At 52.2% G+C, this 21,243-nt stretch carries 18 protein-coding genes; 7 read left to right on the forward strand and 11 right to left on the reverse strand.

What is annotated here, in order from left to right:
• Positions 1–22 precede the first annotated feature (22 nt).
• Entirely contained in the window at positions 23–829 is an 807-nt protein-coding gene (gene proC / locus BUB73_RS06540) for a pyrroline-5-carboxylate reductase (protein ID WP_073234876.1), read from the forward strand.
• A 79-nt stretch (positions 830–908) separates the two neighbouring features.
• On the forward strand, positions 909–2,240 hold the full coding sequence (locus BUB73_RS06545; protein WP_073284528.1) for a sigma-54 interaction domain-containing protein: 1,332 nt from the start codon (positions 909–911) through the stop codon (positions 2,238–2,240).
• Here BUB73_RS06545 and BUB73_RS06550 read toward each other — a convergent pair whose 3' ends face one another.
• Genes BUB73_RS06550 through BUB73_RS06565 form a run of 4 tightly spaced genes read right to left on the reverse strand, consistent with a single transcriptional unit; the run spans position 2,241 to position 5,771 of the window.
• Complete coding sequence (locus tag BUB73_RS06550) at positions 2,241–3,275, reverse strand: TraB/GumN family protein (protein WP_073158120.1); 1,035 nt, start codon at positions 3,273–3,275, stop codon at positions 2,241–2,243.
• Between the two features lie 3 nt (positions 3,276–3,278).
• Complete coding sequence (locus tag BUB73_RS06555) at positions 3,279–3,998, reverse strand: ABC transporter ATP-binding protein (RefSeq protein ID WP_088658643.1); 720 nt, start codon at positions 3,996–3,998, stop codon at positions 3,279–3,281.
• Positions 3,998–4,981, reverse strand: coding sequence for a FecCD family ABC transporter permease (locus tag BUB73_RS06560; RefSeq protein WP_073158117.1), 984 nt, complete (start codon positions 4,979–4,981; stop codon positions 3,998–4,000). The genes BUB73_RS06555 and BUB73_RS06560 overlap by 1 nt, the downstream gene beginning before the upstream one ends.
• A 22-nt stretch (positions 4,982–5,003) precedes the next feature.
• Positions 5,004–5,771 (reverse strand): hypothetical protein, encoded by a 768-nt coding sequence (locus BUB73_RS06565; RefSeq protein WP_073234867.1) that lies wholly within the window; start codon positions 5,769–5,771, stop codon positions 5,004–5,006.
• A 71-nt stretch (positions 5,772–5,842) separates the two neighbouring features.
• Between BUB73_RS06565 and nspC the strand changes: the two genes are divergently transcribed.
• Positions 5,843–6,970: a carboxynorspermidine decarboxylase gene (nspC, locus tag BUB73_RS06570; protein ID WP_073158112.1), complete on the forward strand. Its 1,128-nt coding sequence runs from the start codon at positions 5,843–5,845 to the stop codon at positions 6,968–6,970.
• 296 nt (positions 6,971–7,266) lie between these two features.
• Positions 7,267–7,674 (forward strand): tRNA (adenosine(37)-N6)-threonylcarbamoyltransferase complex ATPase subunit type 1 TsaE, encoded by a 408-nt coding sequence (tsaE, locus tag BUB73_RS06575; protein ID WP_073158109.1) that lies wholly within the window; start codon positions 7,267–7,269, stop codon positions 7,672–7,674.
• A 101-nt stretch (positions 7,675–7,775) separates the two neighbouring features.
• On the opposite strand, the gene BUB73_RS06580 is transcribed toward tsaE, so the two are convergent.
• The 3 genes from BUB73_RS06580 to BUB73_RS06590 are packed head-to-tail and all read right to left on the reverse strand — an operon-like array spanning position 7,776 to position 10,070.
• The gene (locus BUB73_RS06580) at positions 7,776–8,372 is read right to left on the reverse strand and encodes a hypothetical protein (RefSeq protein WP_073234864.1); all 597 of its coding nucleotides are present in this window, start codon (positions 8,370–8,372) and stop codon (positions 7,776–7,778) included.
• A gap of 36 nt (positions 8,373–8,408) precedes the next feature.
• The gene (locus BUB73_RS06585; RefSeq protein WP_073158103.1) at positions 8,409–8,855 is read right to left on the reverse strand and encodes a SufE family protein; all 447 of its coding nucleotides are present in this window, start codon (positions 8,853–8,855) and stop codon (positions 8,409–8,411) included.
• Between the two features lie 6 nt (positions 8,856–8,861).
• The gene (locus BUB73_RS06590; protein ID WP_073284531.1) at positions 8,862–10,070 is read right to left on the reverse strand and encodes an NAD(P)/FAD-dependent oxidoreductase; all 1,209 of its coding nucleotides are present in this window, start codon (positions 10,068–10,070) and stop codon (positions 8,862–8,864) included.
• A gap of 120 nt (positions 10,071–10,190) precedes the next feature.
• On the opposite strand from BUB73_RS06590, the gene BUB73_RS06595 reads away from it, so the two are divergent.
• Positions 10,191–11,603 carry a pentapeptide repeat-containing protein gene (locus tag BUB73_RS06595; protein ID WP_083538120.1) on the forward strand — a complete coding sequence of 471 codons (1,413 nt, stop codon included), beginning with the start codon at positions 10,191–10,193 and terminating at the stop codon, positions 11,601–11,603.
• A gap of 111 nt (positions 11,604–11,714) precedes the next feature.
• Here the strand turns inward: BUB73_RS06595 and radA are convergent, their stop codons facing one another.
• The 4 genes from radA to BUB73_RS06615 all read right to left on the reverse strand — a co-directional run bounded on the left by radA (position 11,715) and on the right by BUB73_RS06615 (position 15,700).
• Complete coding sequence (gene radA / locus BUB73_RS06600; RefSeq protein ID WP_073158098.1) at positions 11,715–13,112, reverse strand: DNA repair protein RadA; 1,398 nt, start codon at positions 13,110–13,112, stop codon at positions 11,715–11,717.
• Positions 13,113–13,335: 223 nt separating this feature from the next.
• Complete coding sequence (locus BUB73_RS06605) at positions 13,336–14,214, reverse strand: hypothetical protein (protein ID WP_073284534.1); 879 nt, start codon at positions 14,212–14,214, stop codon at positions 13,336–13,338.
• A gap of 28 nt (positions 14,215–14,242) precedes the next feature.
• Positions 14,243–14,806: a deoxycytidylate deaminase gene (locus tag BUB73_RS06610; RefSeq protein ID WP_073158092.1), complete on the reverse strand. Its 564-nt coding sequence runs from the start codon at positions 14,804–14,806 to the stop codon at positions 14,243–14,245.
• Between the two features lie 159 nt (positions 14,807–14,965).
• Positions 14,966–15,700 (reverse strand): SDR family NAD(P)-dependent oxidoreductase, encoded by a 735-nt coding sequence (locus BUB73_RS06615; RefSeq protein WP_073284536.1) that lies wholly within the window; start codon positions 15,698–15,700, stop codon positions 14,966–14,968.
• A gap of 228 nt (positions 15,701–15,928) precedes the next feature.
• Between BUB73_RS06615 and BUB73_RS06620 the strand changes: the two genes are divergently transcribed.
• Together BUB73_RS06620 and BUB73_RS06625 are read left to right on the forward strand one after the other, a co-directional pair.
• The gene (locus BUB73_RS06620) at positions 15,929–17,602 is read left to right on the forward strand and encodes a sodium-dependent transporter (protein WP_073284539.1); all 1,674 of its coding nucleotides are present in this window, start codon (positions 15,929–15,931) and stop codon (positions 17,600–17,602) included.
• Positions 17,603–17,725: 123 nt separating this feature from the next.
• Positions 17,726–21,118: an MFS transporter gene (locus BUB73_RS06625; protein ID WP_083539672.1), complete on the forward strand. Its 3,393-nt coding sequence runs from the start codon at positions 17,726–17,728 to the stop codon at positions 21,116–21,118.
• Positions 21,119–21,243: the final 125 nt, after the last annotated feature.

Below are 21,243 nucleotides of genomic sequence, written 5' to 3' on the forward strand. Positions count from 1 at the left end.
ACTTTTTTAAAAACAACGAACTATGGTTAATAAAATTTTCTTCGCTGGCACCGGCAACATGGGCGGTGCAATTCTCCGCGGCCTCCTGCAGGCTGGTAACGACCCCAAGTCTATTTTCTTCTTCGATCCCAGCGACAAGGCTGCCGCAGAAGTTTCTGCACTGGGTTGCGTCCGCGTAGCAAGCTTCGCAGAAGGCGTCAACAACGCCGATGTCACCTTCCTTTGCGTAAAGCCCCAGATCTTTAAGTTGGTCAGCGCCGAATGGAAGGCTGCAGCCGACGCCATCGCAAACGAAAAGACCTTCATCAGCATTATGGCTGGCGTTACCCGCGCCGCCCTGACCGACGTTCTTGGCGCAAAGAACCAGGTTCTCCGCGTCATGCCCAACCTGCCCCTCACTGTGGGCAAGGGTTCCGTAGGTCTCGCTACCGACGGCGTTACCGAGGCCACCCTCGCTACCGCAGAAAAGATTTTCGGCAACATCGGCGTTACCTGCCGCGTGGCAGAAAGCCTGATGGACGCAGTGACCGGTCTTTCCGGCAGTGCTCCCGCATACGTCTTCGAATTCATTGAAGCATTGACCCGCGGTGGCGTAAAGGCCGGCCTTACCCGCGATGTCGCCTTGAAGCTGGCCCTCGGCACCATCGAAGGCAGCGTCGAACTGGTGAAGCAGTCCGGCAAGAGCCCCAGCGACTTGTGCGCCATGGTCTGCTCTCCCGCAGGCACCACCATCGCAGGCATCAACGCCCTGGAAGAAGGCGCATTCCGCAGCACCGTCATGAAGGCTGTGGTTGCAGGCACCGAACGCAGCAAGGAACTGGGCAAGTAAAGTTTAAAGGATAAAGGATAAAGGTAAGAGTTTAAAGCGAGTTTCTTTCTACTTTAAGCTCTACGCTTTACGCTAAATCATGCTCATCGATTTTTTCACCCAGGAGACTCCGACGTCCTCGTTCATCCAGGACGTTTTCTCCACGGTGAATTACGATGTCAACCTGCACATTACCGACACCTACGCGGGTGCGGATTTTCTTTTAAAGTCCGTCGACAAATTAAGCCCCCTCGTCATCTGGGATCTGGATTCCTTTAGCGACAACTTACAGGCACTGACCCAAATTCGCGAAAAGAATCCGGACACATTGATTCTTGTTTATGGGGAATCGCTGGACAGGTACAGCGAACTTTCCAATAAACTGTATGATATCATCCTATCTGTCGAAGCCATAAAGCTTCATCTGATGAGCAAGATTTCCAAACTAAAGGAAATCTACAACGCCCGCAAAGTCTTTAGCGAACGCATGAGCCATCTGGTAGGAAACAGCGATGCCATGCAAAAGCTGCGCAAATCCGTAGAACGCGCCATTATCCACACCGGCCCCGTACTGATCCAGGGAGAAACCGGCGTCGGTAAGGAACTGATTGCCCGAGCCGTCTCCTGCGTCTACGACAAGTTCGTAACGGTCAACTGCAGCGCCATTCCCGACAACCTTTTTGAAAGCGAACTGTTCGGCCACACCCGCGGAGCCTTTACCGGCGCCCAGAACGAACGCATCGGCCTTTTCGAAGCCGCCGATGGAGGCGCCATCTTCCTAGACGAAATTGGCGATATGCCGTTGCACACCCAGGTCAAACTGCTGCGAGTGCTGCAGAACAAGGAAATCCGCCCCATCGGAGCCAACAAGACAAAGCATATCGACGTGCGATTCATCGCGGCAACCAATCGCGACCTAAAGGAAGCCGTCCGCAACAAGACTTTCCGCGAAGACCTTTACTACCGTCTCAGCGTCATCCCCCTCAAGATATCACCCCTCCGCGAACGCCGCGAAGATATCGAGGATCTGGCCAACTATTTCATCCAGCAGTATCAGGCCCCCGGCGAGCAGTTCACCCTTTCCAGGGCCGCCCTGGAAAAACTGCAAAAACACCCCTGGCCCGGCAACATCCGCGAACTGGAAAACGTCATCCAGCGAGCCCTCTGTTTCGCAACGTCCACCCTCATTTCTCCCGAAGATTTACAGTTGGACGAACCCCAGGATTCCCCCAAGATCCAGGACATTCCCGCAGCCGAAACCTACGACGAATTCCGCGAAATGCAACTGGACCAGGAACGGGAATTCCTTAGGAACAAGATCCGCGAAAACAACGGTTCTGTACGCGCCACCGCCGAACAGCTGGGCCTATTGCGCACCGCCCTCTACAACCGTCTGAGCCACCTCGGCATCGATGTGAAAGATTTAAAATAATTAGAATCGCTGGATTCTAAAGCCCTTACGGCGAAGCAGTTCTATCACGTTGTCTTCATCCAAGGCCAAGTGGGCAGCCCCGATTACCACAAATACATTTCTGTCTTCTTCTAGGAACTGCGCAATGGAGCCTGCCATCTTGGCATTGCGACTGGTATAAATTCGTTCTTCCAAGTCCGCCTTCATTTTCTTTTCGGACTCGGAATCACCTTCGCAATTACCGGATTTTTCGTCGCAGAATTCAGCATTCATTACAACACGAAGCAAAGAATCATTGCCAGTCTTCCAGGCACGCATCATTTGCGCCACCATAGAATCCAGCCCCGCAATTTCACGCAGGGTTGTCTTCAGATAGTAAACGCCCGCGGAATCCGACTGCGATTCATCGGAATCTTTCCCCGTTCCAGAAAGGGCACTCACCTGATCCTCGGCAGTTTCCAAGCCCACAATGGCCTTCCCATCGGTAGCGGCACGGTCCATCAGAACGACGTCAATTCCGTATTCCGCCTGGATGCCAGCCCGCTGAATGGCAACGGCGCTTAAAGTCGTGGCCGCAAACCAGGGGCGCAAACGCTGCAAGGCCATCACAGGAAAGTTCCAGGCCGCGCACAGGCTGTCCAGGGAATTCCAGACATTACGGGGCAGCACAGAATTCAAGGTCACCCCCGCAGGCAGCAAGCCGTCCTGCATCATCTTCGACGAAACTTCGTTGCTGGTGGAATCGTCATTCAGATTAATTTCTACCGCCAGTTCCTCTGAAGCGACAAAGGCCGTTTCAATCACGGAATCCAGCGGATAAAAAGTCGAGTCCGCAAAATGAACGCTACCCAAAACCCACACGCTGGAATTTTCGTCGGAAACTTTCCAGAAGAAATGCTTCTCCCCGGCAGGCTCCTCAATTCCCTTTAGAGCCGGCGAAACGGAACTTTCTGCAGGAACTTCAGCGGACACCTCTGGGGCCTTGTTCCCGGCGCACCCCGCCAGAATAAATAAGCAGCCCAGAATAACGCACTTCAAAAAATTTGCATTCCCCATAAGCTATTCCCCCTTTGTCCAGTCCAGCAAGCCCCCGGCTCGCGCCCCTTCCCAATTTTCTACAGAAACGCTACGGTCCCCAACGACCATCACGCGCTGGCAATATTTTTCTGCAAAATCCAGGGAATGGGTCGACACCAAAATTCCCACGCCACGTTCTGCCGCAATAGTGCGCAGAGTCCTAAAAAGCTGATGGCTCCAGGGAATATCCAAAAACGCGTTAGGCTCATCCAACAACAAGACCTTCACCTGTTGGGCCAGGGCCATAGCCAAATACACGCGGCTCCGTTCGCCATCGCTCAGTTCGCAAACATAGCGGTTCCCAAAACCGGAAAGTTCCAAAAGTTCCAGGGATTCATCCACAATCTTCACGTCCTCGGCAGTACGGCCATCCAGAAAACCGCTGTAAGGCATGCGGCCGAGCCCCACGAATTCACGGACGGTCATCCGATCCGGAGCGGCCTTGCTAATGGAAATATAGGCGATCAGCTTTGCAAGATCCATAGTTTTTAGGGACTTCAGACAGGTCCCGCAAACCTTTATAGTTCCGCCCAGGGCGGGAATCCGACCGCACAAAGTTTTCAGCAAGGTACTCTTGCCGGAACCGTTGCGGCCCATCAGGGCCACCACTTCGCCAGGCTGCAGTTCAAAATTCAGGGGTGCCGCAAAACCAGAACCGCCATACCCAAAGCAAAGATTTTCACACTTCAGCAATTCCGCCATCAGCGCCCCCTCCCACCACGGATAATCACCCACAGCACCACGGGAACGCCCACCAGGCTAAGAACCGCATTCAAGGGCAAAGTCATGAAGAGGCTTGCGGCCAGGCAAAGCACAGCACCGCACAAGGCCGCCCCAGGAATCAGCACGCGATGGTTGCTGATTTTGAACAACATAAAAGCCAGGTGAGGAACCGCGATTCCAACGAAAGCCACCGGGCCGCAAAAAGCCGTGGCCGATGCCGCCAGGATGGAAGTTCCCAGCAGAACAAGACCGCGGCCCAAACGTACATTCACACCCAGACCTCGGGCAAAATCATCCCCCAGGCGCACGGCATTCAAGTACCGCATGGCACACACCACCAGCCCAAGTCCAACCGCCACCGCAGCCGCAAAAATCCAGACCCCGTCATAAGTTAGACGTCCAAAACTTCCCATGCCCCAGCTCACGTAAACCCGCAAGGATTCCGCATCGCTATTCACGATCAAGAGGCTAATCACGGCGTCGATGAAGTACCCTACCAGCAGCCCCACCACAAGGAGCACCGTGGAATTTCTAAAGCGGGTAGACACCGCCATCACCAGGAACGTCACACCGAGAGCGCCCACCGCCGCAGCCCCCAGCACGCCAAAGTGTCCAAAGCTAAGACCCGCCAACAGTGAAAGGGCAACACCCAGACTAGCCCCGCTGCTAATACCCAGCACAAAAGGTCCCGCCAGCGGGTTACGGAATAAGGTCTGCAAAGCCAGGCCCGAAACCGCCAACGCCACACCAGACAGAACCGCCGCCACCAGTCGAGGGAAGCGGATTTCCCAGAAAATCTGGGCAGCCATATTCTGGTAGGGAACGTTCCTGAACCCCAGGTCCGACCAGCTGATGGAAGTTGAACCGGCGGTCAAGGTCAGGGCCGCAAAAAACAGAAAGAGCAGTGTTAGCACTACAAAGCCAACAACTGCTCTAGAAATTTTCGAAGAATTTCGGCTCATGGCGCTTGGCCCCAAACCGCAATTACTTTTTCTTCTTGCTGTTTTCGTATTCGCGCTTCATTTCGGCAGAGCCCTTTTCGTCGCGATTATAAACTTCGGGAGGAACGTTATCAAAGCCCTGCAGAGCGTTGAGCCAGTTATCGTTCAGGTCACGGAATTCCAGCTTGTTCAGGTTGTATTCAAGAGCACCATCGGTAATATCGAAGGTGATAAAGTCCCAACGGACCACCTTACGGTCGCTGAACACTTCGCGGCTGACCAGAGAACGGTCAGAATCAAAGCGGTAGCGGGCCTTGAACACATATTCACCAGTCATCTGATAACGACCGGAATCGGAATAAGTACGGGTAACACCGATCAAGGTATCGTTCATGCAGAAACGGAGTTCAGCATCGCGGAAGGCATGACCGTGAGCCACAATGGGAGTGCGCCACACGCCCACCAGCTTTTCCTTCATGGACTTCTGGAGAACGGTATCGATGTTCCAGTGGTCGAAGTTCTTTTTGTCGTACTTGGCGCGCTGGACGTACTTGCCTTCCTTGATCAGTCTGCGAACGCTATCGGCCTGAACCTTAGCGAGGCTATCAGAGTTACGGGGACCGACGGAGGGAACAGCATGATTCATGGAATCCAGTTTTGCCTGGATCATTTCATCAAGAGTCGAAGCGCCACGGGGAGCCGCCACCACCTGGGATTCAACCTTGGAGGGAACGGACTGAGCCATTGCCACTCCGGCAAAAGCCAGAGCCAACAGCGAAATAACAACGTGCTTATAAGAAGAAAATCTCATCACCGTTAAATGTAGTTAAAGCATAAGCAAAAAAGTTTAAAAAGGTGTAAAAAAAGGCTATCTTTGGCCCTATGCTAGACTATTCTCAAGTTCCATCCCCCTGTTTTGTCCTCGATGAGGCCCGTCTCCGCCGAAATATGGAAATTTTGGACGATATCCAGAAGAAAACCGGCGTAAAAATCATCTGCGCCCTGAAAGGTTATAGCTTTTGGCGTTCCTTCCCCCTGATCGGCGAATATCTAGCCGGGGCCACCGCCAGCAGCCTAAACGAGGCTAAACTGGCCAAGGAAGAAATGGGAAAGGAAGTCCACGTCTTCGCACCGGTGTATGACGACGACGAAATCGACGAAATTTTGAGCTGTGCAGGCCACATTACCTTTAACAGCTTCAGCCAGTGGCAACGATTCAAGGAAAAGACCCTGAAGGCAGGCGTTTCTGCAGGCATCCGCGTCAATCCCCAGTATTCCACCGTAGAAACCGACCTTTATAACCCCTGCGGCAAGTTCAGCCGCCTTGGAGTCACCGAAGCCGAGTTCAAACCGGAACTTCTGGACGGAATCGAAGGTCTCCATTTCCACGCCCTCTGCGAACAGGATGCAGACGCCCTGGAAGGCGTACTGAAGGCATTCGAACAGCACTTCGGCAAGTATCTGAACCAGATGAAATGGGTCAACTTCGGTGGTGGCCACCACATCACCCGCAAGGATTACCACCGCGATGAGCTGGTCCGCATCCTGAAGGACTTCATGGGACGTTACCCCCATCTGACTGTCATCATGGAACCAGGCGAAGCGGTCGGCTGGCAAACCGGCGAACTGGTAGCCACAGTCGGCGACATCGTCCACAACGAAATGGACATCGCCGTACTGAACGTCTCCATTAGCGCCCATATGCCCGACTGTCTGGAAATGCCCTACCGCCCTGCCGTTACCGGTTCCGCATTCCCCGGCGAAAAGCCCTACACCTATAAGCTGACCGGAAATTCCTGCCTGGCCGGCGACCAGTTGGGCGACTTCTCCTTCGACAAACCCCTGCAGGTCGGCGACCGAATCATCTTCGAAGACATGATCCACTATACCATGGTGAAGACCACATTCTTCAACGGTGTGCGCCACCCCAGCATAGGCAAGTTTGACGAACAAGGTAAGTTCCACCTGCTCCATAAGTTCACCTACCAGCAGTTCAAGGACAAGCTGTAGCAGGTATCAGGTCGCTCGCAAAGCTCGCTTTCAGGTTCGAGGTATGAGGGCGGGGCCTGCGGCTCCTTTTAGAAAGTAGACAGTAGGCAGTAAGCATTTTTTGTCAGCGGCTCTTCCTACTTCCTACTAACTTCTAATAACCGTGCCAAAGGCGCCTTGTTCAGCCATGAGTATTCAGCTTTGAGCCATGAGTTATCATAACTGCGCCAAAGGCGCCTGGCTTATTAACTCACAGCTCAAAACTCATAACTCACTGCTCATCGCTCAAAACTATTCACTCTTCACTGTTCACTATTATGAAGTTTACGTCAGAAGAAACCACTTATGCTTGGGCCGTGGAATTCGGCAAGTCCCTGAAACCAGGCGACAAGGTGGCCCTGTTCGGCAACCTGGGTGCAGGCAAGACGGTTATTAGCCGCGGAGTCTGCAAGGGTCTCGGATTCGAGGGCGCCGTATGCTCCCCCACCTACACCATCCTCCACGAATACCCCAACAATCCGCCCATTTTCCATTTCGATCTTTACCGACTGGAAGGTGGCGCCGACCTGAACGAAGTGGGTCTGGATCCCGACTACCTGGAACAAGGTGTCAGCCTGATTGAATGGCCGGAACGTCTCGAAGAGAATGACCCGGGCATCACCCACGTGATCCGCATCGACATTCTCAACGAAACCGAACGGGAAATACACTTGGAAAAACGTTGAGGCAAAACCTCAAATAGACGGTCCTAAAAAATATTGTGGACATCAAAAAACACCGCATTTCATTGCGGTGTTTTTCAGTTCAGCAAACCTTTTGACAAGAATTACTTCTGAGCATCAGCTGCAGGTTCAGCAGCCTTTTCTGCGGCGGGTTCTGCAACCTTTTCGGCAGCAGGAGCGGCAGTCGCAAACTTTGCGATTTCATCCCATTCAGACTGGTCGCCCGTGTACAGAAGCATAGCACCCTTGTATTCGGTCACGATCTTGACTGCGGCGGCGGTATCGCCCTTGTCGAAAGCGGCATTGGCGCTAGCCAGCAAATCCTTCTGGGCAGTACGCATATCTTCCACTTCGCCCAGGCGGTTCTGGCGAACCACTTCCAGAGTATCGCTTACAAAACCCAGATCCCAGGTAGCCTCATAGCACTTTTCCATTTCGACATACTTGGACGCATCGGTCTGAGCTGCAGTATAAAGAGTTTCGCAGGTAGCGAAGGCTTCTGCACTGGTGCGCTTGGCATACTGATAGTACTGGTAGCCACCAACAACCAGGGCAATAATCACCAGGAGGGTAACACCATCCTGCCAACCCATGACAGGAGCCACAGGCATCTTAGGCTTGCCGTTAACGGTTTCGCCAGCTTCCAGGCGTTCTTCAGCCTCGTCAAAGGGGCTCTTTCCATTCAAGAAACTAAAAGACATTTTCCTTTATCCTTTACTTTTATAAATCGCGTTCTTCTACTTCTTGGCCAGAGCAGCAAAGACTCGGGCGTACAAATAAATCTGCTTTACAAGGCTCGCAAAACCGTTAGACCTTGTAGGTGAAAGTCCAACGTTTAGACCAATGTCCTGAAAGAACTTCGGGTCCACCGCCAGAATGTCAGCCGGAGCGGTATCATTATAAATCTTGAGGGCCAGGGCTCCCAGACCACGGCTGATCAGGGGATTCGTAGTGCCGCCTTCCACATCCATTTCAAAATGGAGCAGGTTTCCGTCAAAATTAGGAACCAGGTACATGGTGGATGCGCAACCAGAAATAATGAACTTTTCTGCCTTAAGAGCGGCGTCCATCCCCTTGTGGGCCTTAGCCAGATCAAGGATGAACTTCCACTTGTCATCGGGATCGGTGAAGCCAGCGAACTTGGTTCGAACTTCCTCGAGACGTTTTTCGATAATTTCAGACATACTAGACTACCAGTGGAGGAATGACCTGAGTTTCCAGACTAAGGACGGACTTGCCCACAGGACGTTAAAGAATATGCGGAACAGAGTCTGCTTCTCTTTAGGCAACTTGGACAGACGCAAGGCAGCCTTGTCGAACTGCTCGTCGGTAATCTTGTTGAAGCCAGGCTTTCCGCGGGCAATCTGCATATGGGACTTGCCCATTTCCTGCATCCAGCGCTGGTGGGCGCGGGCCTCGATCGCTTCACGGTTTTCGCCAGAATCCTGCAACCATTCCATGGCAGCCTCGGCCACAATCTTACCGCAAAGGAGGGATTCCGTAATGCCGGAACGGCTAATGGGATTGACGCAGCTGGCAGAATCGCCGGCCTTAAAGAGACCGCACTTGGCGATCGGCTTATGGGACTGTCCGCAGGCAATCATGCCCCCGTAGACAGCCTTGACCGTAGAGCCAGGATAGTCGCGAGCGATAAAATCAAGAAGTTTCTGGCGGAGGGAACCCTCGTTACGAACGTCCTTCCCCAGCACAAAACCAATATTTACTTCCTTGCCGTCACGGGGGAAGATCCAGCCGTAGCCGTCCTTAAATTCACTACCGAAGAACAATTCAATATGTTCACGGCTATGAGGAATGCCCTCGGCCACCGCAAAGACTGCAGGTTCAAGATCAGTGGCACCGTCTTCCATGCCCTCGAGGCAGGGGATTCCACGGGTCAGCTTGGCACCGGGGCCAGAGCAGTCTATAATAAGGGTAGAACTTAGGGTTTCTTCGACACCCTTGGAAGATACCACCACATTCCAACCGTTTTCGGTGCGATCCAGCTTCTTGACCACGGAGTCAAAATGACATTCCACACCAGCCTTGACGCATTCGTCGGCAATATTCTTGTGCAGAGCGGAGCGATTCAGCTGATAACCGCAATCCTTACTATAAAACTCGGCGCGGTAACGTTTGGGAGAGGTAAAATAAATCCCGGACAGGTTTCCGCGAACAAAGGAGGGATCCACAGGCCAAAGGGCCTTCAGACGCCGAGAAGATACCGCTTCGGCACAGAAAATAGGCTCTTTCCAAGGTTCCTTTTTATCTAGAAGCAAGACCCGTCTAGCACAGGAAGTCTCCTTTTGAACCAGACGTCCAAGGGTGCAGGCAGCCATCAAGCCTGCAGGACCGGCCCCACAGACCACCACATCGTACTGTTTTGACGAAAAATTGCTCATTTCGCCCTACAAGTTAGCTTTTATTTATAGAGTTTTTTTAAAAGTCTTGCAGTTTTGCAAATTATTTAGTTATTTTAGGGCTATCCGTTATCTGGTTTATCCTCAAAGGGAATGTTATATATGAATATGAAGAGAGTTTCAAAGTTTGGCCTTTGCCTTGTTAGTGCACTTGCACTGAACGTATTCGCACAGGACAACTGGGCAGGCAAGGATCTGAACGTTTCTTTCAGTAACAAGCGTATCGATGGCTTCAACTTCAGCAAGGCTAAGGCAGTCAAGAACACCACCGACTTCCGCCGTGCTACTGGCGAAGGCCCCAACTTTACAAAGGCAAGCCTCCAGGAAGTTTCTTTCCAGAACGCTGTGATTAGCGACGCTAGCTTCGAAGACGCCAACCTCGAAAAGGTCGTCATCAGCGGCGCAGACATTCGTAACTCCTCTTTCGAAGGTGCAAACCTTGAAGGCGCAAACCTCTACCGTGCAACCCTCCTGGGTAGCCAGTTCCCCCAGACCAACATGAAGAATGCCCGTCTGGACGCTATGAAGGTAGACGAAAACACCAATTTCGAAAAGTCTGACCTCACTCAGGCTTCTGTCATGGACGTTGACCTTACCGGTGCAAACTTCTACAAGGCCAACCTGACCAACACCAACTTCTCTCGTTCCTTGATGGCTGGTGCAGACCTCCGCAAGACCACCATGGTCAAGACCGACTTTACCGCCTGTAACCTGATTGCAGCAAACTTCAAGGGCGTGGACCTGGTTGACGTTAACTTCGCCAAGGCCGGTCTTTCCCAGGCTGAATTCAGCGGTGCAGACTTCAAGAACGTCAATCTGCAGGACGCAGACCTTTCTCTGACCACCTTTAACGATGTTGACCTTTCTAAGGCCCAGCTCCAGAAGGCCAAGTTCGCTCAGTCCACCGTCAAGAACATGAAGTTCAGCGGCCAGGACCTGACCGGTGTTGTATTCGACAAGGGCTCCGTTTCCAAGAGCGAATTCAACAAGTCCAAGATGAGCAAGACCTCTTTCTTCGACACCGAAGTTAGCAAGAACGACTTTAAGGAAGCTGAACTCCTGAAGGCTGTCTTCGACGGTGCTTACGTCCGTAAGAACATTTTCGACAAGGCTGACCTGACCAAGGCCAACTTCGCCAACTCCACCATCGAACGTTCCGACTTCATCCTCGCTCAGATGGGCGGCGTAAGCTTCGCCGGCGCTAAGCTGGAAATGGTTAACTTCACCAATGCCAACATGCAGGGCATCAAGATCGACGCCGACACCAAGATGAACGACGTTGACTTCTCCGGTGCAAACCTGGATGGCGCTAAGATCGAAAAGTTCACCGCCAAGAAGGTGATCTACGATAACAAGACCGTCTTCCCCTCCGGTTTCGATCCTCGTCAGTACGGCTTCACCAAGCGCGGCGAAAAGGCTGCTGACATCAAGGTCGAAGGCAAGAAGTCTTCTGTAGCAGACGACGCAATGCCCAAGAAGAAAAAGAAGAAGAGAAAATCCGACGACGAAGACTAATTTCTTCTTTGCTTCTTAAAACCAAAGCGGATTTTATAGAACTTAAAAACACCCTGCATCGCAGGGTGTTTTTTTGATGTTCACAGTCAAAGCAGCATTGGCTTTTTACATCTACTTTTTATCCATCAGCCAGGCTATGGCCTCACCCAAGGTCTTTACGCGGACCACCTTAAGGGAGCGACCACCCTCGCGGGACGGATCCGCTCCAGACGCAGGAACGATCGCTTCGGACATTCCCAGTCGACCGGCCTCTTTAAGACGCTGATCCAGCAGACTTACGCTGCGGATTTCGCCAGACAGACCTAGTTCACCGATGGCAATAGTCTGACGGGATAACGGAATTCCCAAGTGGTTGCTGGCTATAGCTAGAGCCAAGGCCAAATCCGACGAAGTATCGTTCACCTTCATGCCCCCGGCAATGCTTGCAAATACATCGGACGCCCCGATTGTGATACCGCCAAACTTTTCAAGCAGGGCCAGTATGATAGTGAGCCTCTTGGCATCGATACCCGCCGCCACCCGCTGAGGAACCGCAAAGGTAGTCTGATTCACAAGGGCCTGAGTTTCAAAGAGCAGCGCCCTTGACCCTTCCATGGTACAGCACACGACACTCCCCGGAGTAGGCGGAACGCCTTCCTGCAAGAACACCTTGCTAGGATTTGGGACGGAAGCCAGCCCGTGGCTCGTCATTTCAAAGACGCCGATTTCGTCGGTAGCGCCAAAACGATTCTTTATGGTTCGAAGAAGACGGTATTGATGATTCCGGTCGCCTTCGAAATAGACCACGGTATCCACCATATGTTCCAGAATACGGGGGCCAGCAATCTGGCCGTCCTTGGTAACATGGCCAATCAAGATGGTAATGCAGCCTGAGTTTTTCGCCCAGACCATCAAGTCCAGAGTACATTCACGAAGTTGCGCCGCGGACCCGGGCGTTCCTGAAAGATCGCCCTTATACACAGTCTGAATGGAGTCGATTACCAATATTTGCGGTTTGATTTCGTTTGCCTGCTGAATAATCTTTTCGAGGCTGGTCTCACAGAGCAGTAGCATATCGGAGCCAGCCACGTTCAGACGTTCGCTACGGAGTTTAACCTGACAGGCGCTTTCTTCGCCACTGACGTACAGCGCCTTGACGCCAGCCGCATTCATGGTAGCGAGAGTCGTCAACACAAGAGTCGATTTACCAATTCCGGGATCGCCACCAATCAGAACAAGACTGCCTGGAGCAAAGCCGCCTCCAAGGACCCGGTCGAATTCCGTGTTTGCAGTACTCAGACGTTTCGTATCTTCCGTGGCCACATCTCGCAGGGCCACCACCTTATGCACGGGGCCTCCCAAACCGCGGCCACCTCGACCGGCAGCCACATCCAGCTTTTCTATAGCATGTTCCTTGAGGGTGCTCCAGGCACCACAGAACGGGCACTTTCCGGCCCACTTCGGCGTAGTATTGCCGCATTCCGTACAGAGGAACTCAATTTCTTTCTTAGACTTACTTACTGCTACCATGTGCACCAATATAACAAAAGTCCATTGACATTTTCTGTCAACGGACTTTTTTCTTAACAATTAGCGGAACTTTGCCCGACTCTCCCCCATTAACCTCGGGTGAGACGCAGGAATTTCAACCTGGAAACCTGAACCAAATCCAGCCCTGCTATTATCATCCAACGACATGACGGCAGTGGCGACATAGCCTACGGAACCGCCAACACAGAAAACTTGTTCACCATTACTTTCTCATGATAGTGAGAGCGAACCCAACGGTATACATGGAAGATTCTTCCCTGCGATAATCGCTATCGTTATCATCAACAGCGTCATCAATACTCAGGGACCATGTGAAACCAATATTGAAGTGATCCGCCATTCTCCACACATATCCTGTTTCAAACTTGATTCCGACGGCCACGTCATCAATGCCCCCCACATCCTCAACGTCATCCCAGGAAATGTGCTTCTGGGCAGCAGACAAAACGAAACCGAAATCCAGCCCCAGGAAAACGCCGCTTGAAGCAGACTGCGGGTCATTGCTAAGGAAACATGTCACACCACCACCAATGAAAAATCTAAAGGCGCTGGTCTTGGCCTTACGATACTCGTTCTCATCGGAATCATAGTATTCTTCTTCTGTTTCACCATAAGATCTGCCAAATTCCATTACAAAATGAGGTGCAGCCCAGCCACGAATGTTGCCACCAATTTTCAAACCAAGTATCGGACCCAAACCAGAGTATTCCCGCTCCATCTGATCACGATTATAGTAATCATCGTAATAGCTGGCATAGCTACGATACACCGTTTCACGACTGTAACTATTCCACATAATACCCAAGGTAAGGTCAAGGAAGAAGGCGCTTCTGGCAGGAGCCGTCTGCACCTGGGCTACAGGTTGACCGGATGCCGTGTTGGATTCAGCGGTGTTTGCACACGGAGAATAAACCGAGCACTTGGAAGGGGATGACGCAGATGCAGGTTCCGCATACGTTGACGGAGCCGGTGCAGAAACAGACGCACTGTTTTCGTCTGCGAAATCCAGGGCATCCGAATCATCTTGCTGCGCAAAAACAGTCGCTGCACAGAATAAAGAAAGAAGAAATAACTTCCTCATGACTAACCTCCAAAAAAAAGAAAATTTTTTACGCCTTCGCAGGCTTTGAAACAACAGGGCGAATACGTTTACCGCACAGAGTCACAACAATGTGTGCCTGGGCGAACATGTAGTAGGCGGTGTCGCGACTGTTGTTCAAGGTGGACTTAGGATCGTAATCGTCCTTCGTGACAAAGACTTCAGAAACACCGGAAAGGCTTACATCCAGAGCACACCTTTCACAGGGGAATCCAATCACGTACAGCTTGGAACCTGCAGGTACCTTACCGCGGGCATAATGCAGGGCATTGATTTCGGCATGTACCATGAAGGGATACTTATTAGCCTCGAACTCGTGATGGCTCAGGAGTTCACCGGAATCAGCATCCAGCAGGTCGTAGGCCAACAACTGCTTTTCGCGAGTGTAGGGGACTGTTTCGTCGTCAAAACCGGCAGGAGCACCATTGTAACCAGTGCTGATGACGCGCCCCTCGGGAGATACCAGGATGGCTCCCATCTGAGTGTTCTGATCCTTGGAAAGACGAGCCTGGGCCACCATCATCTGGGTGTAGACTTCGTCGCGAAGCTGTGTACGGGAAGGTTCCTTGTTCATGGCGCTAAATATATAATAAAAGTTTTACTGGATCCTTCGCTAACGCACAGGATGACAACAAAAACGCATTTATCAACACCTTGCGAAACTCAGGAAGACAATAAAAAACTGGTGGCAGCCGAAGCCACCACCAGCTTTTTTGGGGGTTAGGAGGAACTTTTATTGAACGTCTGCACCTTTTTTCACGGCGTCTTCAAGAGACATGCCGGTAAATTCCTGTGCGCTAAACCAGCGACCGCTCTTCTTGTCGTCCAGGAGGACACCCACCATGGAGCCGGGGATAACCGTTTCGGGAGCGTTGGGAGCTGCGGGGCCACCCAGGTCGGTACGGAGCCAACCCGGATCCATGACGTTCATCATGACGTCGGTTCCGTTCAGCTTGACAGCGAAATCCTTGACGAACTTGGTCAGGGCGGCCTTTGCGCAGGCATAACCCATCAATTCCGGTTCATTGGCGATACCGCTGGTAGTGAGCTGCATACGGCCAAAACCACGCTTGATCATACCCGGCAAGAAATGATAGGCAATCTTGATGGGAGCGTAGAAGTTCACAGCCATGGCGTGGTGGAAATCTTCCATGGTATTGGACAGATAATCCTGGAAATAATGGCTCATAAGACCGGCATTATTGAAAACCAGGTCTACCTGAACGCCCCAGGAGTCGATTTCAGCAAGGGTAGCGTCAATTTCTGACTCAGATTCAAGATTGCAGCCAACAGCGCGGACTTCAACACCATAGGGTTTCAGTTCTTCGATAACCTTGTCGGCATTAGCCTTGCAACGACCCTGAAGAATGATATTTGCGCCCAACTTGGCCATTTCAATGGCAGTTAGACGTCCTACACCGCGGCAACCGCCAGTAATCAAGGTCCATTTACCCTTAACGTCAATCATTTGTCCAATCCCTTTTTTAAAAAGCCAGTCTTTTTTGTCAAACAGGTCTTGTATGCTCGAAAAATATTCAAAAAATCATAGAAATCGGGAATATTTTACGCAAATCTTGTATACACTTGTAAAAGGGGCAATATTTCACTACAAAAACGCATACATAGCTATTACCTAAATGTGACAAGAGGCACATTTTTCTAGATTGAACCCCAAATTTATTTAGGGACATATACGATGAACAATTCTAGAGACAACTGGGGCTCAAAGATTGGCGTTATTCTCGCCGTTGCCGGTTCTGCCGTTGGTTTAGGAAACTTTTTACGATTCCCCGTTCAGGCTGCAACAAATGGCGGCGGCTCCTTTATCATCCCTTACCTGATAGCATTCCTGCTTTTGGGAATTCCTCTGTCCTGGATGGAATGGACTCTGGGCCGCGCTGCCGGCGGTAGGCGTCATGGTACGGCTCCGGGCGGTTTCCACTATATTCTAGGTCAGAAACCCTGGGCAAAGCACTTGGGCTCCCTCTGCATTCTGCCTCCGCTGTTCATTACCTTCTATTATATGTTCATCCAGTCCTGGATTCTGGCATTCACCTATTATTCTGCAACCGGAATCTTGATGGATGTGGTTAAGGGTGGATATGGCCCCATGAAGGAATTCTTCGGCAACTATATTATGCTGAACACCCAGCTGGGTCCCTTCCCTGCCGCCATCGTTTTCTTCCTGATTACTTTCGCCTGCAACATGGCACTGCTTTCCTTCGGTGTGCGCAAGGGTATCGAACGAGTCAACAAGATTACCATGCCAATTTTGCTGATTATGGGTTTGATTCTGGTGGGACGCGTTCTGACAATTGACGGCATCGGTAAGGGTCTCGCCTTTGTGTGGAATCCGAACCTGTCTGAAATTACCAACCCCACGGTATGGCTCGCCGCTTCTGGTCAGGTGTTCTTTACCATGAGTCTGGGCATGGGTATCGTTTTCTGCTACGCCAGCTACCTCAGACCCAAGGAAGACCTGGTTCTCTCGTCTCTTACCGCAGGCGCCACCAACGGTTTTGCAGAAATCATCCTGGGCGGCACCATCGTGATTCCCATGGCAGTTCTTATTGCAGGCAACAACATCGAAGAATGCGCAAAGCTCGGAACCTTCGGCCTGGGCTTCCAGACCATGCCTTTCGTATTCGGTCAGCTGCCCTTTGGCGGATTCTTCCAGACTCTGTGGTTCGCCATGCTGTTCATTGCCGGCGTCACTAGCGCCATCTCCATTATCCAGCCCCTGATCAGTTTCTGCGAAGACGACTTGAAGCAGACCCGCAAGGGCGCAATCACATCTGTCAGTATCGTAACCTTCCTGGGCGGTCTCGTAGGCATCTTCGGTCTTGCAGCCGGTGCCGTAGATGAATTCGATTTCTGGGGAGGCAGCTTCCTGCTGGTATTTATCGGCACCATCCAGGCAATCGTCTTCTCCATTGTCTTGGGCAGACGCAAGTCCGCAACCGTCAAGGACGAAAACGGCAATCCGGAGAGCGAGGCCTTCGCCCTGATGAACGAAGGTGCCACCATCAAGCTTCCCAAGTTCTTCAGATTCATTATCCGATTTGTATGCCCGATCTACTTGGCCGTAGTGCTGGTCGCCTGGCTGATCCACGACGGTTGGGCCGTAGTCAGCCTGCAGAACGTACCTGCAGACGCCATGGTCACTTTCCTGGGTTGCGAAATGAGTCAGATTTCCTTTACCTGGGGCATCCGTATTTTCTTGCTGGTCCTGACCATTCTCTTGAACGTGCTCATCTACTTTGCTTGGCGCAAGGGTGATCCCGCAGACCAGCCCCCCAAGAACCACCACAAACAGAACATGTCTGTGGGAAATTCCGACACTGAACGTTCGTCAAACATGGAGGTCTAACAATGGAACTCACTACCGGCGGTCTCATTTTCATGATTGGCTCCTGGACAGCCATCATAGCCCTCTGCGCGTTCTGTTTCGCCAAGGTCTTCAAAAAGAAATAAACACCCACCTCGAGTTTTTATGAAACTGTATAAATACCACGGAGCTATTCCTTTCTTCTTCGCCGTATTCTTCGGCGCATTTACCCAGATGGGAATCTTCGTTCACTTCCAGGCCTGGCTCAGTGCCAATTACCAGGATACTGCGTTCCTCTGGAGAAGTCTGCTTTTGCAGGTGGGGATGTTCGTGCCCAGCATTTTCATGATGCCCATTGCAAGCTACTTTGTGAGCAAGCAATCCGAGAGCAGAGCCATGGGTTGGTCCAGCATCATTGCAGCAGCAGCCCTTATCGCCATTTCGGTCTGCTACGTTACGGATTGCAACTGGGTTGCATTTGGCTTAGTTGGAGTCTACGGCATCGGCTATGCGCTCCATGTGCCAGCCCGACTCAGCGCCATGCAGAAAGTCTTTGACGGAAGCGATCTTGTAAAGGCAAACGCCTGGTTCATGATTTACTACGTACTGGGAGTTGCACTGGCCGCCTACCTCGGTTTTATCGGTTTCAATCAGATTCTCTTTATCTACCTGGGCGCCTCCGTCGCCACAACCATTTTCAGTTTCTTTGTCCGCGTGGGACGCCGCGACGAGTCCATCAAGTATCGTTCCGCAAGTCGCGTCTTTACCGCCACCTGGAAGATTCCCAGCGCCCGCCTGGCCATTCTCGGTCTTTCTGCCTTCTGGGGTGTCATCCAGATTCTGATGCTTCTGGCACAGCACATGTCCAGCGGCAGCGCAAACAACGCTTTCAGCCTGACCCTGGCAGGATTTGTATTTACAGTAACGCTGACTGCAGCAGGTATTATCGTCGGCGCCGTCATGGCAAGTCGTTCATCCAAGGGGTTCGTAGAAACAGGCATCATTCCCTTTGCCGCAATCGCATCGGCTCTGGTCATGTTCCTGATTCCCTTCGTTCATATTGACTGGCTGCAGGGCATCCTCTACAGCATTCTTGGAATCAGCACTGGTGCCGCCTTTGTCATTCTTAGAACAACAACCCAGAATCTGGCCAAGACCAACACGGCAGGACGAATTCATTCTGTATCCAACATGATCCAGATGATTGTTCTTACAGTACTCACTGGCGGTCAGACACTGCTCCTCATCTTTACCGACTGTCAGGTTTACCACTGCTTCCTGATTCTGTCTGTAATGTTCATCATCACCTTCATCCTAACATTGCGGAGTAATCCCATGACACTTCTGCGAGCTGGCCTCCGCTTTGCTTTCAGCTATGTTTTCCGTTACCGTATCATGGTAAAGGGAAGCGTGAACATTCCCGAAAGTGGCCCCGCCCTTCTAGTCGGCCCCCACTTCAGCTACATCGACTGGGCAGTACTCCAGATGGCAAGCCCGCGCCCCCTCCGCATCGCAAGCAACAGAAATACCTTTGCGGACTGGTACCAGCGCTGGCTGTTCCACGGCAAGTTCCTGATTCCCATTAACCGCCGCGATCCCAAGCCCGCCATGGAAGAAATCCGTCAGGCCTTGCTCAATGGAGAAGTGGTGGTAATCTTCCCCGAAGGTGAAGTTTCCAAGTCGCCGTTTATTTCAAAGTTTACTCTTGATTATTCCGCCGCCGTCAAAGATACCGGCGCACAGATCATTCCCTTCTATATTCAGGGTCTCTGGGGCAGCCGCTACAGCCACGCCTCGGAATGCGTCAACCGCCCCCAATATTACAACCGCATCGTTAGCGTAGGCTTCTCCAAGGCTCTGACCGAAACGGCAACCGAAGAACAGATCCGCGCCGACTTGCAGGCACTGAGCGCCGACGTGTGGAACGTAGCCATGGATCACTCCAAGCCCATCGTTCCGCTGTGGTTCAGGGCCATGCGCAAACGCCGCAACCGTCCCATTCTCATCGACCCTGCAGGCAAACACGTTTCCGGCCACGGCATGCTCCGCCTCTGCCACCGTTTCGGCGGCAAAATCCGTTCCGTTTCCAAGGGAGAACGCCACATCGGCTTTATGCTCCCCACCAGCCGTGACGCCGCCCTAGGCATCATGTCTATTCTCGGCACTGGCAAGACCTCCGTCAACCTGAACTATACCGCCCCCGTAGACACTGTGTTGGGTTGTATCGAAAAGGCCGAAATTTCTACGGTGGTCACCACCCGCGCCTTCTTGACCAAGCTTTCCAGCAAGAACCCCGCTTTCGAAGAAATCGCCAACCGTTGCAAGATGATCTATCTTGACGACGAAGAAGAAAAGTTGGGTTCCATCGGAAGAATACTCGATGCCGCAAAGATCAAGTTCCTCCCCGCCAAGTGGCTCAAGTTCCTGTGGTTTACTTCTGCAAAGCCTAACGACGATGCCTTGATCCTCTTCAGTTCGGGTTCCGAAGGTACCCCCAAGGGCGTTCAGCTGACCCACAAGAACATCGTCTCCAACGCCCAGCAGATGGACTACATCATCAAGATGCATCGTGGCGATGTCATGACCTGCCTCTTGCCGCTGTTCCACTCCTTCGGCTTTACCATGACCTTCATGGCACCCATGCTGAACGGTGTTCCCATGGTGCTCTGCCCCGATCCCACCGACATCAAGACTTTGGCTCGCGTCTGTGCCCAGTACAAGACTACCATCCTGATGGGTACCCCCACCTTCCTGCGCGCCATCGTTATCAACCGCTGGGTCCACCCCATGTGTCTGGACTCCCTGCGTTACATCGTGGCCGGAGCCGAAAAGCTCCGCCCCGAAATGCGCGAAGCCTTCAAGCTGAAATTCGGCAAGGACATCTACGAAGCTTACGGTTGTACCGAGCTCTCCCCCTTGGCCACCCTGAACGCACCCAACGTGTTGCTGGATGACTTCCTGACCATGGGCAAGTGCAACGATACCTCCAGTATCGGCCTCGGCATCCCGGGTTCCATCACCGCCATTATCGATCCCGAAACCAACGAATTCCTGGAACCCACCGCAGAGGGCATGATCGTGGTCAGCGGTCCCCAGGTCATGAAGGGTTACCTGAAGGATCCCGAAAAGACCGCAAGCGTGGTCTTCGAAAAGGATGGCCGCCGCTGGTACAAGACCGGCGACAAGGGCACCCACACTCCCGACGGATTCGTACAGATTCTCGGTCGCTACAGCCGCTTTGCCAAGCTGGGCGGTGAAATGATTTCCCTGACCGCCGTGGAATTGCGCCTCGCCGAAACCAAGCTCCTGGAAGGCATGGAATTCGCAGTCACCGCAGTTCCTGACTCCGTGAAGGGCGAACGAATCGTGCTGCTGGTAAACGGCCAGTTCGACGTCGAAGAACTATCCCGCAACATCCGTAAGTCCGGCATCCCGCCCCTTATGATCCCCGGATCCGTATTCAAGGTGGACAGCATCCCCAAGCTGGGTTCCGGCAAGTGGGACTTCACCAACATGAAGAAGTTGGCCATCGAACTGATGGAAGGCACCAAGAAGTAAATCTTCTGGGTGTTCCTACAACAAGAGCTATAGAAAAGGCGGATCGAAAGATTCGCCTTTTTCTATGAGTTTTTTATGGGGAACCGCAAATAAAAAAAGCAAACTTTATAAAGAAAAAGAAAAAC

Source organism: Fibrobacter sp. UWH6, from assembly GCF_900142465.1.
Lineage (GTDB): Bacteria > Fibrobacterota > Fibrobacteria > Fibrobacterales > Fibrobacteraceae > Fibrobacter.

Coding starts and splice junctions, on each gene's coding strand:
- proC (WP_073234876.1), top strand. CDS start 23: ATGGTTAATAAAATTTTCTTCGCTGGCACCGGCAACATGGGCGGTGCA.
- BUB73_RS06545 (WP_073284528.1), top strand. CDS start 909: ATGCTCATCGATTTTTTCACCCAGGAGACTCCGACGTCCTCGTTCATC.
- BUB73_RS06550 (WP_073158120.1), bottom strand. CDS start 3,275: ATGGGGAATGCAAATTTTTTGAAGTGCGTTATTCTGGGCTGCTTATTT.
- BUB73_RS06555 (WP_088658643.1), bottom strand. CDS start 3,998: ATGGCGGAATTGCTGAAGTGTGAAAATCTTTGCTTTGGGTATGGCGGT.
- BUB73_RS06560 (WP_073158117.1), bottom strand. CDS start 4,981: ATGAGCCGAAATTCTTCGAAAATTTCTAGAGCAGTTGTTGGCTTTGTA.
- BUB73_RS06565 (WP_073234867.1), bottom strand. CDS start 5,771: ATGAGATTTTCTTCTTATAAGCACGTTGTTATTTCGCTGTTGGCTCTG.
- nspC (WP_073158112.1), top strand. CDS start 5,843: ATGCTAGACTATTCTCAAGTTCCATCCCCCTGTTTTGTCCTCGATGAG.
- tsaE (WP_073158109.1), top strand. CDS start 7,267: ATGAAGTTTACGTCAGAAGAAACCACTTATGCTTGGGCCGTGGAATTC.
- BUB73_RS06580 (WP_073234864.1), bottom strand. CDS start 8,372: ATGTCTTTTAGTTTCTTGAATGGAAAGAGCCCCTTTGACGAGGCTGAA.
- BUB73_RS06585 (WP_073158103.1), bottom strand. CDS start 8,855: ATGTCTGAAATTATCGAAAAACGTCTCGAGGAAGTTCGAACCAAGTTC.
- BUB73_RS06590 (WP_073284531.1), bottom strand. CDS start 10,070: ATGAGCAATTTTTCGTCAAAACAGTACGATGTGGTGGTCTGTGGGGCC.
- BUB73_RS06595 (WP_083538120.1), top strand. CDS start 10,191: ATGAATATGAAGAGAGTTTCAAAGTTTGGCCTTTGCCTTGTTAGTGCA.
- radA (WP_073158098.1), bottom strand. CDS start 13,112: ATGGTAGCAGTAAGTAAGTCTAAGAAAGAAATTGAGTTCCTCTGTACG.
- BUB73_RS06605 (WP_073284534.1), bottom strand. CDS start 14,214: ATGAGGAAGTTATTTCTTCTTTCTTTATTCTGTGCAGCGACTGTTTTT.
- BUB73_RS06610 (WP_073158092.1), bottom strand. CDS start 14,806: ATGAACAAGGAACCTTCCCGTACACAGCTTCGCGACGAAGTCTACACC.
- BUB73_RS06615 (WP_073284536.1), bottom strand. CDS start 15,700: ATGATTGACGTTAAGGGTAAATGGACCTTGATTACTGGCGGTTGCCGC.
- BUB73_RS06620 (WP_073284539.1), top strand. CDS start 15,929: ATGAACAATTCTAGAGACAACTGGGGCTCAAAGATTGGCGTTATTCTC.
- BUB73_RS06625 (WP_083539672.1), top strand. CDS start 17,726: ATGAAACTGTATAAATACCACGGAGCTATTCCTTTCTTCTTCGCCGTA.